Annotated in this window: 11 protein-coding genes and 2 tRNA genes; 10 read left to right on the top strand and 3 right to left on the bottom strand. The window is 47.9% G+C overall.

The features are described 5' to 3' along the window. Positions 1-16 precede the first annotated feature (16 nt). A complete protein-coding gene (locus ACTHPG_RS02250) occupies positions 17-1,915 on the top strand; it encodes an ABC transporter substrate-binding protein (protein WP_440387460.1) in 1,899 nt (632 codons plus the stop codon). Positions 1,916-1,965: 50 nt separating this feature from the next. Here the strand turns inward: ACTHPG_RS02250 and ACTHPG_RS02255 are convergent, their stop codons facing one another. Then, positions 1,966-3,456 carry a serine hydrolase gene (locus tag ACTHPG_RS02255; protein ID WP_440387462.1) on the bottom strand — a complete coding sequence of 497 codons (1,491 nt, stop codon included), beginning with the start codon at positions 3,454-3,456 and terminating at the stop codon, positions 1,966-1,968. Between the two features lie 250 nt (positions 3,457-3,706). On the opposite strand from ACTHPG_RS02255, the gene ACTHPG_RS02260 reads away from it, so the two are divergent. The 6 genes from ACTHPG_RS02260 to ACTHPG_RS02285 all read left to right on the top strand — a co-directional run bounded on the left by ACTHPG_RS02260 (position 3,707) and on the right by ACTHPG_RS02285 (position 12,313). Next, positions 3,707-4,906 carry a DUF4367 domain-containing protein gene (locus ACTHPG_RS02260; RefSeq protein ID WP_440387463.1) on the top strand — a complete coding sequence of 400 codons (1,200 nt, stop codon included), beginning with the start codon at positions 3,707-3,709 and terminating at the stop codon, positions 4,904-4,906. Between the two features lie 394 nt (positions 4,907-5,300). Continuing rightward, positions 5,301-6,488 (top strand): alanine racemase, encoded by a 1,188-nt coding sequence (gene alr / locus ACTHPG_RS02265; RefSeq protein WP_440387464.1) that lies wholly within the window; start codon positions 5,301-5,303, stop codon positions 6,486-6,488. Between the two features lie 260 nt (positions 6,489-6,748). Continuing rightward, positions 6,749-7,030 carry a CopG family ribbon-helix-helix protein gene (locus ACTHPG_RS02270; protein WP_017690037.1) on the top strand — a complete coding sequence of 94 codons (282 nt, stop codon included), beginning with the start codon at positions 6,749-6,751 and terminating at the stop codon, positions 7,028-7,030. 3 nt (positions 7,031-7,033) lie between these two features. After that, entirely contained in the window at positions 7,034-7,384 is a 351-nt protein-coding gene (locus ACTHPG_RS02275; RefSeq protein WP_024630714.1) for a type II toxin-antitoxin system PemK/MazF family toxin, read from the top strand. A 236-nt stretch (positions 7,385-7,620) separates the two neighbouring features. Continuing rightward, positions 7,621-9,810 (top strand): alpha-galactosidase, encoded by a 2,190-nt coding sequence (locus tag ACTHPG_RS02280; RefSeq protein WP_440387466.1) that lies wholly within the window; start codon positions 7,621-7,623, stop codon positions 9,808-9,810. Between the two features lie 280 nt (positions 9,811-10,090). Then, entirely contained in the window at positions 10,091-12,313 is a 2,223-nt protein-coding gene (locus tag ACTHPG_RS02285) for a Tex family protein (protein ID WP_440387467.1), read from the top strand. A gap of 180 nt (positions 12,314-12,493) precedes the next feature. On the opposite strand, the gene cmpA is transcribed toward ACTHPG_RS02285, so the two are convergent. Both cmpA and ACTHPG_RS02295 read right to left on the bottom strand, forming a co-directional pair. Beyond that, positions 12,494-12,637: a cortex morphogenetic protein CmpA gene (gene cmpA, locus ACTHPG_RS02290; protein ID WP_017690033.1), complete on the bottom strand. Its 144-nt coding sequence runs from the start codon at positions 12,635-12,637 to the stop codon at positions 12,494-12,496. Positions 12,638-12,820: 183 nt separating this feature from the next. Next, the gene (locus ACTHPG_RS02295; RefSeq protein WP_440387468.1) at positions 12,821-13,177 is read right to left on the bottom strand and encodes a hydrolase/acyltransferase; all 357 of its coding nucleotides are present in this window, start codon (positions 13,175-13,177) and stop codon (positions 12,821-12,823) included. Positions 13,178-13,295: 118 nt separating this feature from the next. Here ACTHPG_RS02295 and ACTHPG_RS02300 point away from each other — a divergent pair, with 118 nt between their 5' ends. From ACTHPG_RS02300 to ACTHPG_RS02310, 3 genes are all read left to right on the top strand, one after another. Continuing rightward, positions 13,296-13,757 carry a SprT family protein gene (locus ACTHPG_RS02300; protein WP_440387470.1) on the top strand — a complete coding sequence of 154 codons (462 nt, stop codon included), beginning with the start codon at positions 13,296-13,298 and terminating at the stop codon, positions 13,755-13,757. 93 nt (positions 13,758-13,850) lie between these two features. After that, positions 13,851-13,926: transfer RNA gene (locus ACTHPG_RS02305), tRNA-Asn, on the top strand. A 6-nt stretch (positions 13,927-13,932) separates the two neighbouring features. Next, a tRNA-Ser gene (locus tag ACTHPG_RS02310) sits at positions 13,933-14,021 on the top strand. The last annotated feature ends 153 nt before the right edge of the window (positions 14,022-14,174 follow it).

Genomic DNA, 14,174 nt, shown 5'->3' on the forward strand with positions numbered 1-14,174 from the left:
AGAGGGTAGGGCATATATGGATGTATCAGAACATTACATACAACTGAGGTTAAACTTCCCACATGTGCATGATGAACAAGAAGTACATACAACGGTAGGTGAACTCGCCGAATTTTTATGTTGTACCATGCGCAACATGAACCTCATAATGAACAAATTCAAAGAGAATGGATGGGTCGGTTGGAATCCTCAGCGTGGCAGAGGCAAAAAATCGATACTGGTATTTTACATCCCGTTGCTTAAAGTGGCCGGTGAGCGGTTCGATTATTTACTAAGTGGCAACAGGATGGAGGATGCCTATGAACTGGCCGCCGCCTTGCCCATTCCAATGGGTGAACTTCTGATACAGCGAATGCAGACTCAATTCGGCCTGCGTTCGAAAGAAGGGGACAAAGGCCGAGTGGATACCTTGCGAATTCCGCAGAATACGCCTTTTAAGACTCTCGACCCAACGCAGACTGGGATGTGGGGAGAAGTATTCATTATTGCAGAGGTCTTCGATCGTTTGGTTCGTTATAATGCTGAACGCCAAATCTGCGAGCCGAGTCTGGCTATGGCATGGGAGGGTGATGCGGATGGAAGGGAATGGACCTTTTATCTGCACAAAGGCATACCTTTTCATCATGGAAGGACACTGGATGCAGAGGACGTCAAGTTCACCTTCGATCGCATTATCTCTGACAAGAGTAACCCGTGCAGGCCGCTGTTTGGTTCGATTGAGAGCATAGAGGCGTACGACCAGTTGACTGTACGTTTTGTGTTGAATAAGCCAAACTTCATGTTCCCGGATCTAATGAGTAGTATGAGTGCATCGATCCTGCCCAGAGATGTGGAGATGAACCCGCTGCATCCAATTGGAACAGGACCTTATCGATTGACTCGACATGATTCGAAGCTGCTTGTGCTTGATGTGTTCGTTGCCTATTTCAGAGGGCGGGCTTACGTGGATCGCGTTGAAGTGTGGCAGCTCCCTCACTCGGCAAAGGCGGAGTCCATCATCAAGCATGATTTATTTCCGGATGCACAACCTCGTGCTGTACAGCATGAGATGCAGGGCGGTGTGTATATGACGTTTAATATGCAAAAGGAAGGGCCGCAGCATGATGTGAATTTTCGCCGGGCTGTTCAACAGCTCTTGAATGCGCATGAGCTTTCGGAAGCGCTCGGGAGCACGAATACGCAGGCTGCCTATAGTTTGATTCGAGGACGAGTACAGGAGCGGCAACAACCGGAGGATCCGGATCAAGGCGAGCCATGGAAACAACATCCGGAACAATCGGATGGTTCTGGCGTATCTGTACCTGTACTTTCCGTGGAGACCTCATTGGCGCAGGCCGCTGCATTATTACGTCGTAGCTCATACCAAGGGCAGAGTTTGAGTGTGTGGGTGGAAGAAGGAGAGCGGATGGAGGCAGATATGGTCTGGTTTGCAGAGAGATGTAGACAGATTGGCCTGCATATCAACATTATGCCAGGAGATCCGGTCCATGCAGTCTATCAAGACGAATTAGAGGACGGGTTCGGGGATTGTGATCTCATCTATACAGGAGAGGTCTTCAATGATCATGTCATGTTAAGTCTCGTGACGATGTATACCTTCCAGAACACGTTATTCCTTATCGCCATGAATGATTACTGGAGACATGAACTGGAGCAGGAATGCGGACGAGTAGTCATGATTCAGGAACCTGCGGAGCGGATGGATAGATTGATTCAGCTGGAAAATCGACTGATTCGGGAAGCGTTGCTCCTGCCAACCTACAGCTTCAAGGAAGAACATGCTCATCATGATTCATTGCGAGATTATCGTGTTGCGGGGTATGGTCTGCCTGATCTGCGAAGATTGTGGGTGAAGAAAAGGCCAGGTGCCGAGAACAAGGATGCAAGTTATCCGGTGTATATTCCGCTGTGGTAGGTAATGACGGCTACCACAGCAGGAAGGTATCAGACCTTCACCAGGTTCATTTACGAAATTCTGGTGAATTCAATAGGCTTCGTACCCGGCTCAAGGAGAAGAGGAATGGATATGGATTGGGAGTTATGTTCTTGGTCCACGGTGAATGTAAACGTGATTTGTAGTCCAAATGTAATTAATTCGACAGAGAACGTATCATTTCCAGTGTATGCCATAGGCATTTCGATGGCGTTAAATGTTGCTCGCAACCCGTCCGCTGTTTCCTGAATAGACATCTCGCCATAACCAGGATGCGTGTAAATACCCGCATAAGCGGTGTAAGGACGATCACAAGGCATGATGTGAGGTTCCTCCATTTTTTCCTCAACGGCAGTGTCTGGTTGAATGGATTCTTCCAAAGAATTCTCCGAATTAGCCTCCGTTTCTGCTGTTTCTTTCCCCATTAATTTTCTCAATTTGGAACTCCAATTGACGGGCTCCAATCCAAGAACTTGGTCCATGATATGAAAAGCAACCGTATATGGAATCATACTTCCGTTGGTATTGCTCAGAACCACGATTCCAATCTGCTCCTCTGGCAAAAAGGCAACTTGTGATGCAAAACCGTCGATAGCCCCGCCATGATGAATCATGGCATGTCCACGATAAGGCTCAATCATCCAACCCAGACCATATGTACTCACAGGCAGTTCTTGGCTTATGAAAGGGGAATCACTGGGCATCTGGGGACTGTGCATAATTTTCATCTGTTCCTTAGATATCAGCGATGTTCCTTTCCATTGACCTTGATGCAACTGGAATTGAAGCCAGGCAATCATATCGACCAGATTACTGTTGATGGAACCAGCAGGTCCTACGGCATCAATATCTCGGAAAGGTATTCTCGCATTCTGACCATCCTTCTCCATATAAGGGTAAGCATAGTCAGCCTGAAGTTGCATTTCTTCAACAGAGAACAGACTTGAGTTCATACCCAGTGGATTAAATAAGGAATTTTGAACCATCTGCTCCCATGAAGTTTTATTGAGTTGTCCAACAAGGTAACCGGCGGTCATGTACATCAGATTTTGATACTGCCATTTGTTACGAAAATCTTGATTTGGCTCCAGATATTGTAATGTACGAACAAGTTCTTCTCTTGTTCGGGGGGAGTTGTACCATACCAACTCATGTCTTGGAAGACCGGAACGATGACACAGCATGTCGCGAATAGTTAGACGATCTGTTGCTACCGGATCGAACATCTTGAAGTCTTTCATATACGACTTCACAGGGTTGTCCCAGTCCAGTATTCCCTGATCAACAAGCAGAGCAGCGGTTGCAGCGGTAAAGGCTTTGGTGCTTGAACCGATGGCAAACAATGTATTAGGGGTAACTTCAAGTTTGGATTCGAGGTCCCGATAACCGTAGCCTTTTTGCCAGATGACTTCATCCTTATGAATCACAGCGACCGCTGTGCCGACACCGTTCCATAGTTGAAGCTGCTCAGTGATGAATTCATCCAGTCCTTCCAGTGATGTACGAAGCTTGGTTGTTGTCATACCTTTCCCTCCCCATATTCAATAAACCGAATAATGTCCTACAATTCACTATGCCTTTTCTGGATAAAGTTAACATCCTTCCCGAGACTGATTTTGCGTTTCAATGCCTCGTATTAACGGATTTCACCGATTGCTTGTCAAACTAGTCCGCATATATCGAACAAGTCCCTCATAACATGTACTAATCAAGTAGGGGTTCTGCTGCAAGCACAATCCTGAAGTGAAAACATGTGCTAAAGGGGATGATGTCATGCGCCGAATATCATGGATGCTTGCCATGGTATTGGTCTTATCGGCCTTACTTGCCGCCTGCGGGAAGAAGGATGCGGCAGCTGTGGTCAAAGATCTGAACGAAGTCGTAGGAGAGATGGAAAGTTACCAGGGGGCAGGCGTGATGACGCTGCATACCGGAGATGCGCCGCAGCAGTACAAGGTCGAGGTATGGCATCAGAAGCCTTCCTATTATCGTATTGCGTTAACGAATGCCAAAAAGGATGTAACACAGATTGTCCTGCGTAACGATGAAGGCGTGTTTGTTTTGACACCGAGCCAGAACAAAAGCTTCCGTTTTCAGAGCAATTGGCCGGATAATCAAGGTCAGGTGTATCTCTATGAAACTTTGATTCGGAGCATTACGGGAGATACAACCCGTCAGTTTGCGGATGAGAAGGAGAGCTATGTATTTGATGTAGCTGCCAATTATAATACACATGCACTCGTCAGACAGAAGATCTGGCTGAACAAATCGGATTACGCACCTAAACAAGTTGAGGTATCCGACTCCAATGCCAATGTTGTGGTCGATGTGAAATTTGACTCCTTCAAATTCGGAACTGAATTTGAGAAAGATGCCTTTGACATGCAACGTAACATGACAGCAGCTTCAGAAGAAGGCGGCAAAACAGGAACGGACTCTGGTGTGACTCCTGTGGAGCAAGCGGGCAATGAGGGCGGTAAAGAACCTGCCAATCCTCAGACTGCGCCTGAACCTGATGGAGCTGTCACTGATGGACAGACAGGTGTAGGTAGTGACGCAGAGCAGCAAGGGGCAGAAGGTGCTGCCACAGGTCAGGAAGGCGAAGAGCCAACAATTGCAGAACCGGAAGGTCCAGACAGCTTTGGCGTAATTCAGCCGACTTATGCGCCGGAAGGCGTGCAGCTTAAGGATGATCAGATTCTGGAAGAGGCAGGAGACTACTCGGTTATGCTTCGTTATGAAGGAACCTATAATTACACGATCTTCGAAGCCAGACCGCAGGATCGAGCTGTATCGCTGGCTCCATCCAGTGTAGTGGATCTCGGATTCACACTGGGGATGATCAGCGGAGATGCATTGAAGACTCTGACATGGATGACAGATGGGATCGAATATCGAATCACCAGTGCAGACCTGCCTCAGAACGAAATGGTACGTATTGCAACATCGATGCAGGAAGAGTCAGGTAAATGATTTTTGAACCAATGAACGAATAGTCGCATAAACATAAGGAATGCTAAGAAGCATCGGAGACCCATTCTCCGGTGCTTTGTTTTGCTGAAAGACATGTGTTCATATGGAATGGATTTCTTACTCGATACACCCAATAATGCAAAACGCGCTTCTATGCAGGAGGAACCGGGTAAATAATCGATATAAGCAGATCGTTGCTGGGGTGAAAAGTAACATATGGCCCTGCTCATCTCGCTTATTGGTCTTCTTCTATGTTCGCATTAGTTCCTCAAACGGCGCACCTTACATCTGTTTTTGAATGCGGAACTTCGGTTCATTTGACAGTCACATGCTGGAGCATTACGATGGAGTCTGACGTGAGCCGGATTAAGATGACTAGAGAAGGTGACTTAACGTGCAAGGACAATATCGGCCGACCCAGGCGGACATCAATTTGGATCATTTATGTACTAACGTAGAAGCTTTCCGCGAGGCATTGCCTCAGGGGATGAAATTCCTCGCTTGTGTGAAGGCCAATGCCTATGGACATGGAGCGGTGGAGACGGCCAGAGAACTGGAACGAGTGGGTGTGGATTACTTAAGTGTTGCTTTTCTTGACGAAGCGCTGGAACTGCGACAACATGGAATTACGATTCCTATTCTGGTATTGGGTTATACCCCGCCTGAAGGGATTGCTGTTGCTTGGAAACATGATGTGACCGTCACGTTGTTCAGCAGGGAAGTGCTTGACGCCATTCGACATCTGGATGCGAGCACATTCGCTAACCAATTGAAGGTTCATATTAAAATCGACAGCGGCATGGGCCGATTAGGTCTGTTGCCTGGCGATGAGGCATTGGCTTTCATTCAGGAAGTCGCTTTGCTCAATCAGGTGATGCTTGAAGGCATGTTTACCCATTTTGCCAGAGCGGATGAAGAAGACAAAACCTATACACTGGAGCAGTATCGACGGTTCCAGGGCGTGGTTCAAGCGCTCAGGGATCAGGGATGTTCCATCCCGATTATACATACGGCGAACAGCGCCGCTGCCATTGATACACCGGAATTGTCCTATGATATGGTACGTGTGGGAATAAGCCTGTACGGACTGTATCCTTCGGCTGAGGTGAATCATCAGGTGGTGAAGCTGTCCCCGGTATTGACGCTGAAGACGAAAGCGGTTCTGGTCAAAACACTGCTACCCCATTGGGGGATCAGTTACGGAACCCGTTATTTTACGCAAGGGCATGAACGAATAGCGACCCTGCCGATTGGCTATGCAGACGGATTCTCCAGAATGCTGACAGGTAAAGCACAAGTGCTTGTACGCGGCCGCCGCGTTCCTGTCGTCGGTACAATCTGTATGGATCAGTGTATGGTGTCGTTACAATCTTTCGCAGAAGAAGCGGAAGAAATTCAAGTCGGCGAAGAGGTTGTCCTCATCGGTCATCAGTCTGGCGGCGTAATAACCGCAGACGAGGTGGCATCCCAGCTTGGTACGATTGCTTATGAAGTGATCTGCATGATGGCGCACCGCATTCCACGGGTATATACCCGCGGGGCAGCAGTAGTCGCCAGAATCAATCCACTTTTGACATCCTGAGAGGTAAACTGGACGTCATTACCATTAAACTTTTTTTCAGAACAGAAGGAAAACTGTCGGAGCATCTCGAATGTTGTATGACAGTAAGGATTTAATTCCTGAATTGAGATGTTTGGTCTGTACGAATATTGTTCCCCATGTTTATAATGGAGTACAGCATACTTGATATACTCGGGGCATATATATTCCTTTGTATAAAAGTTCTGGAAAAACGTAATACTGGTTCACAATGGCGAAAGGTTTGTGGGGGTGGAAGAAAGGTGGCCAACTTGCAGAACACCAAGCGGATCATGATCAGTTTACCTGATTATCTTTTGCAGGAAGTGGATGGCATCGTAGCGCTGGAGAATTCCAACCGCAGCGAATTGATTAGGCAGGCTATGAAGCTGTATTTAACGGAGCGTAAGAAACGTTACATCCGTGAAACGATGCAGCGAGGGTACATGGAGATGGCAAAAATAAATCTGACCATGGCATCCGAAGCCTTTCATGCGGAGGAAGATGCGGACAGCACTCTGGACCGCTTAGTTAGCGGGGTGTAGACATTGATCGTAAAACGTGGTGACGTTTTTTTTGCGGATCTTTCTCCCGTTGTCGGTTCCGAGCAAGGTGGAGTCAGGCCGGTTCTGGTGATCCAGAATGATATCGGCAACCGGTTCAGTCCAACTTGTATTGTGGCGGCGATCACCGCCCAGATCCAGAAGGCAAAGCTGCCAACGCATGTTGAAATTGATGCAGCGGCACACGGCTTTGACCGGGACTCGGTTATTTTGCTCGAACAAATACGGACGATTGATAAGCAGAGGCTGACTGACAAGATTACACATCTGGACGAGGAGACCATGAAATTGGTCAACGAAGCCTTGCAGATCAGCCTTGGTTTAATCGATTTTTAAGGCAGTTACCAGCGTCTTGTACGCTACCCTGCCGTCCGTTGGCAATGGATGTTTCCTGAAAGGGAACACACTGAATTCAGACTGTAACCAAAAGAGCGTATGACATCCTTCGGGCTGTTATGCGCTCTTTTGATTAAAGCTTGATGAAAGCGTAGAACATTGGCGATCTTTTCGCTATAATGAAACCTGAGAAACCGTTTACCCGAAAGACCTATATATAGAGGTGGAGGAGACATATGAGCATTTACATCAATCAAGAGAAACTTCAGTTTCATTTACAGACCCGTGAGGCCAGTTACGTATTTCAGGTACTGCCTTCAGGATATTTGGTGCATTTGTATTATGGCAAAAAATTACGCGACACCGATCTGAGCTGGTTGCATGTACGAACAGAACGAGCATCCTTTAGCCCTAACCCGGTGCCAGAGGATCGTACGATCTCATTCGATACGTTGCCAGTGGAATTGCCAGTGTACGGCACAAGTGATTTCCGTAATCCGGCAATCCAACTGGAACTTGAGAATGGCTCAACTGTTTCGGAGTTTACGTATACAGGCCATCGACTGGTCAAAGGAAAAGCGGCGCTTACCGGACTGCCAGCAACATACGTTGAGTCCGATGACGAAGCAGAGACGCTGGTTATTGAGCTGGAAGACCGTGTCGCTGGTATCAAAATCGAGCTTTCCTATACAGCCTTTACGGCATTTAATGCGATTACACGTTCCATGCGTATCGTCAATGAGAGCGCTACCGCTGTGAATGTGGTGCGTGCGCTCAGTTCTTCTGTTGATTTCCCGCATGCGGATTATGAATTGTTGCAATTGTCAGGAGCTTGGACACGGGAACGGGATATCGTTCGCAGACCGCTTGCTTCAGGCTTGCAAGGCATCGAGAGCCGTCGTGGTTCAAGCAGTCACCAGCAGAATCCATTTATTGCGCTGATGACACCAGGTACGGACGAAGATCAGGGTGAAGTCTACGGATTCAGTCTTGTCTATAGTGGCAGCTTCACCGCACAGGCTGAAGTGGATCAGTTCCATACCACTCGTGTATCACTCGGAATCAATCCGTTCGAGTTCGGCTGGAAGCTTGAGCCACAGGAAGCGTTCCAGACACCTGAGACCGTTATGGTGTATTCCGCTGCAGGTCTGGACGGCATGTCACAGTCCTACCACGAGTTGTATCGGGAGCGTCTGGCACGCGGCAAATTCCGCAATGCAGAGCGTCCGGTGTTGGTCAATAACTGGGAAGCAACTTACTTTGGTTTCAACGCAGACAAGATTGAACAGATCGCTCGCGCCGGACAGAAGCTGGGTATTGAGCTGTTTGTTCTGGATGATGGCTGGTTTGGACACCGGGACAGTGACAATTCCTCGTTGGGCGACTGGATTGTGGATAAGAACAAATTGCCACAGGGTCTGGATGATCTGGCTAACCGCGTAACAAGTCTGGACATGCAGTTCGGATTGTGGTTTGAGCCTGAGATGATCTCACCAGATAGTGAGTTATATCGTGCGCATCCGGACTGGTGTCTGCATGTACCTGACCGTCGCCGGACAGAAGGACGTCAACAATTGGTACTCGATTTCTCTCGTCAGGATGTACGCGATGAGATCGTGCGCATGTTAACAGACGTACTGGGTTCTGCACCAATTACTTATGTGAAATGGGATATGAACCGAAATATGACGGAAGTGGGTTCCGCATTGCTACCGGCAGACAGACAACGTGAGACTGCGCACCGTTACATGTTGGGGTTGTATGACGTAATGGAGCGAGTCACTTCGGCGTTCCCGAATATTCTGTTCGAGAGTTGTTCAGGTGGTGGTGGCCGCTTCGATCCAGGTATGCTGTATTACATGCCACAGACGTGGACAAGTGATAACACAGATGCGATATCCCGTCTGCGGATTCAGTATGGTACCAGTCTTGTGTACCCGGTGAGCTCCATGGGATCACATATCTCAGCGGTACCGAATCATCAGGTGAACCGGATCACTTCTCTTGAGATTCGGGGACATGTTGCAATGTCGGGAAACTTCGGGTATGAGCTGGATCTGACGAAATTCACGGAGGAAGAGAACGACATCGTGAAAGCTCAGGTTGAGCTGTACAAGGAGATTCGTGGAACGGTTCAATATGGAACATTCCGTCGCTTGCTTAGTCCGTTTGAAGGTAATGAGACAGCGTGGATGTTCATTGCACCAGACGGAAGCGAAGCTGTTGTATTCTACTTCCGTGTGCTCTCTGAGCCTAATGCGCCACTTCAGCGCCTGAAGCTGAAAGGATTGGACCCGAATGCGGATTATCGTCTGAAAGGCGGATCAGAGACCTTTACCGGCGATGCCCTCATGTATGGCGGTATCTCGGTAGGCAGCGCATCAGGAGACTATCTGAGCGAACTGTTCCGCTTTGAACGCGTCTAGACTGCAAGTGCATATAGAGTTTTCAAAAAAGGAGGACCGAGGAGCGTCGTGATGACGTTTTTCGGTCTTTTTTTGCCGTAATGGGGAAGGCTGGAGGATGACATCATTCTGTCAGAACTTGTATGGTTGCGGATTGATGGAAATCTAGGCGTGATTTTGTGATAATATAGGGTAGAGTGGAAAAAACAAATGGTTCAACTATACTGTAATTACAGCAGCAAAGCTGCCCTGAAATGATTGTAACGAACGATTCAGATTCAGGAAGGAAAGAGGGATTTATTTGTCTGAACAGGAAACGGTTCTGGAACCCAATGAAGAAACAATAAAGGCAGAACGCCATGAACGAATCATCAAACAGGTAGCCAAGGAACTGTCACTGTCCTTGAAGCAGGTCCGCACAACGTCGGAGCTTCTGGACGAAGGCAATACGATTCCGTTTATCGCCCGCTACCGTAAAGAAATGACTGGAGAGCTGGATGAGAACCAGCTGCGATCGATTGAAGAACGCATTGTTTATCTGCGCAATCTTGAGGATCGCAAATTGGAAGTCATCCGTATTATAGAGGAACAGGGCAAACTGACCGGAGAGCTAAAAAACTCCATTACCCAGGCTGTGAAGCTGCAGGAAGTCGAAGACTTGTACCGTCCATTCCGTCAGAAGCGGAAAACGCGTGCGAGCGTGGCTAAGGAAAAAGGTCTTGAACCCCTTGCTGTATGGATCTGGGGTCAACCGAAGCAAGGCGATGCATTCCAGGAAGCTGCGAAATATATCAATGCTGAACTGGGTGTAGAAGATGCGGAGTCGGCTCTTCAGGGAGCCAAAGACATTCTCGCTGAGAATATCGCAGATGATGCTGCCATTCGTGCCTGGATTCGTCGGTACACCTTGGATCACGGGATGTTGACTTCAGAAGCGAAGGATGCTCAAGAGGAGTCCGTGTACGAGAATTATTATGATTACCGCGAACTGGCCAAAAAGATGCCACCACACCGTATTCTCGCGATTAATCGCGGCGAACGGGAGAGTATTCTGAAAGTTGGCCTGGACGTACAGGCAGAACCGGCCCATCGTCATATGGAAGGACAGATCATTCGTGGTGCTTCTGCCGTGCAGGATATCCTGCGTGATGTGATTGAAGATGCATACAAGCGGCTTATTGCGCCTTCCATTGAGCGTGAAGTTCGTGGAGAACTCACGGAAAAAGGTGAGAACCAGGCCATATCGGTATTCTCTGCCAATCTGCGTAATCTGTTGCTGCAACCGCCGATTCATGGCAAACGTGTGCTGGGTGTCGATCCTGCCTATCGTACCGGTTGTAAACTGGCTGTTGTAGATGATACGGGCAAGCTATTGGAAGTGGCGGTGACCTACCCAACGCCACCTCACAACAAGAAGCGTGAAGCTGCTGAAGTATTCCACCGCATGATCAAGCAATATGATATCGGACTGATCGTTATCGGTAATGGTACCGGATCGCGTGAAACAGAGCAGTTTGTTGCCGAGATCATTCAGGAGAACGGTGATGAAAGTCTGGTGTATCTCATTGTAAATGAAGCAGGCGCAAGTGTATATTCTGCATCCAAACTGGCCCAGGAAGAGTTCCCGGATCTGGATGTTGCAGAGCGCAGCGCAGCTTCCATTGCACGCCGTGTACAAGACCCGCTTGCCGAGTTGGTTAAGATTGATCCAAAAGCCATTGGCGTAGGTCAATATCAGCATGACGTTTCCCAGAAAATTCTGGAGGAAAGCCTGAAGGCTGTCGTGGAATCCGCAGTTAACCATGTAGGTGTGGACGTGAATACGGCTTCACCTTCGTTGCTGTCATATGTTGCCGGAGTTAACGCTACGATTGCCAAAAACATTGTGAAGTACCGCGAAGAGAATGGCCGGTTTACGAACCGCCGTCAGCTTCAGAAGGTGCCACGTCTGGGTGCCAAAACCTATGAGCAGTGCGTAGGCTTTATGCGTATTGGTGAGGGTGAGAATCCATTGGATCGTACACCGATTCACCCGGAGTCCTACAAGGTTGTGGATCAACTCTTCAAGGAACTTCAGGTAGCAATGGACAAGCTGGGTAGCAAGGAACTGTCGGTGTTACTGTCCGAGCAACAGCCAGAGCAATTGGCTGTGAAACTGGACGTGGGTGTGCCTACTTTACGTGACATTCTGGACAGCTTGCAGCGTCCGGGGCGTGATCCACGTGAAGAGATGCCATTGCCAATCTTCCGTACGGATGTATTGAAAATTGAGGATCTGGTCGAAGGCATGGAGCTTCAAGGTACAGTTCGTAACGTTATCGATTTTGGTGCCTTTGTTGATATTGGAATTAAGAGTGATGGGCTTGTCCATATCTCACAGCTCAGCAACGGATATGTTAAACACCCGATGGATGTTGTATCTGTCGGGGATAATGTAACGGTCTGGGTTATGAATGTGGATACCAAAAAAGGCCGTGTCGGCCTTACGATGAAGAAACCTGCTTCTGCGCAACAGTCTTCTTAAATAGTAGGATTGGAGAACAGCCTTCCCTGACCAGGAAGGCTGTTTGTTGTCGACAGTAATAGTCCCGTTGTCCGTTCTAATTCCTCTAGTAAGTACGGTGGGCAATATGTGCATTTTCTTAAAGTACGTGTTCAAAAGGCCATCCTTCGTAATCCAATGCAGACTTCTACGAACAACCTCTTAAAGTTCGTTCTCCGCGCTGCGTGGTGTGCCATTTGCTGGTTTGTTGCGATAAAAGAACCAGCATTCATTCAGCAACTTGATTTGCCGGCTGTCCTTTTTGTGAAATGCACGCATCAGTTGATTGCAAAGCCATTGAGGCAAGGGTATCTCCTCCTCTTGCATAATTCATCTGTACGTTAGCATATGTGGCAATAGCCTGGACTGTGCGGGATAAGTGGAAGCCTCCGGCAAATCAATGTCTCGTTGACTCAAAAAAAGCACAAATCCCTATTCAGGGAGATGTGCTTTTCGTTCTCATCATATTAAAATAATACCTGTGGTGAATTAGAGAGTTTCCATTTCTTCTTCATACCATTGTTCCAATTGGGCCTGAAGAGCCCGGATTTCGGTAAGCAGAGAAATCAAAGGATACTGGCTTTCACGTAATGTCGCAAAAGATTCTTCAAGTGCATTGATATAATCAAGGCCGCCAATGATAGTAAGATTTTCGTTCAGGAGATCGAGGCTGTCACATTCGGCGATCGCCCAAGGCAGGACAGGGACATCTGCTGCCGTGAGTTTATCAATTTCCTTGTGCAGGCGCAAGTTAAGCGCACTGAGTTGATAGGCGTAATCCGCCGGCATTTCCACGAACTGCAATTGGTGTTCCTGCTGCAGGATGACATAGCGCATTGTAGGCATAACGAGTAATAATCTCCCCTCATACATTCTACTTGACAGTGTAGCCTACGAAACGGTTAGAATTCAAGTATTATGCCGGAAAAACAATGCTCCGAGGGGGTCTAAGGAGAGGATACCGATGGAAAATGAGGAATTGCAACAATGGATTGAACAGGTATCACTGGATCATTTCGGAGTACCGTTCACCCATGAAGCGTTGTTTAACAGTCGCCTGACCACTACGGGTGGGCGTTATATGCTCAAAAGTCACCGGATTGAAATCAATCCGCATCAACTCGAAGCCTATGGGCGAGATGAGGTCGAAAAGATCATCAAGCATGAGTTATGTCACTATCATCTGCATATTCGTGGGCGAGGCTATCAGCATCGTGACCCGGAATTCAAGGCTTTATTGCAGAAAGTGGGCGGCTCACGGTTCTGCCAATCGCTTCCTGACGGCAAAGGCAGAAAGCCGCTGCCGTATCGTTACAAGCTGGTGTGCAAGAGCTGTGGTACGGAATATTTGCGCAAGCGGAAAATAGATCCGAAGCGTTACCGCTGTGGTCGTTGTGCGGGAAAACTGGGTCTTCAGAATATCTGATGTACAGATTGTTCACTACGCGGAAGAAAGAGATGAAAGGCATGTTGACTTGGATTATTAATCATGATAAATTAATCTTATTCAAGTTAATTTTCCCTGATAGCTCAGTTGGTAGAGCACTCGACTGTTAATCGAGTTGTCACAGGTTCGAGCCCTGTTCGGGGAGCCATTTCTTGGAGAGATACCCAAGTGGCTATAAGGGGACCCTCTGCTAAGGGGTTAGACTGCGTAAGCGGTGCGAGGGTTCGAATCCCTCTCTCTCCGTTCTGAATTAAACTTCTCTGCAAAGGGATGAGAACCCTAAAGGTTCGTCGGAGCATAAGCTTCGTTAGCAATACTCCAGTCTCGAACGAAGTGAGAGTACCCCTCTTTCTCCGTTCCGATTGACAAAAAATCCTCTTCACATTTGACCGGTTA

The organism is Paenibacillus sp. SAF-068 (genome assembly GCF_051967555.1).
Taxonomy (GTDB): Bacteria; Bacillota; Bacilli; order Paenibacillales; family Paenibacillaceae; genus Paenibacillus.

Excerpts from the sequence above, each read along its gene's own strand:
- ACTHPG_RS02250 (WP_440387460.1), top strand. The coding sequence starts at position 17 with ATGGATGTATCAGAACATTACATACAACTGAGGTTAAACTTCCCACAT.
- ACTHPG_RS02255 (WP_440387462.1), bottom strand. The coding sequence starts at position 3,456 with ATGACAACAACCAAGCTTCGTACATCACTGGAAGGACTGGATGAATTC.
- ACTHPG_RS02260 (WP_440387463.1), top strand. The coding sequence starts at position 3,707 with ATGCGCCGAATATCATGGATGCTTGCCATGGTATTGGTCTTATCGGCC.
- ACTHPG_RS02280 (WP_440387466.1), top strand. The coding sequence starts at position 7,621 with ATGAGCATTTACATCAATCAAGAGAAACTTCAGTTTCATTTACAGACC.
- ACTHPG_RS02295 (WP_440387468.1), bottom strand. The coding sequence starts at position 13,177 with ATGCCTACAATGCGCTATGTCATCCTGCAGCAGGAACACCAATTGCAG.
- ACTHPG_RS02300 (WP_440387470.1), top strand. The coding sequence starts at position 13,296 with ATGGAAAATGAGGAATTGCAACAATGGATTGAACAGGTATCACTGGAT.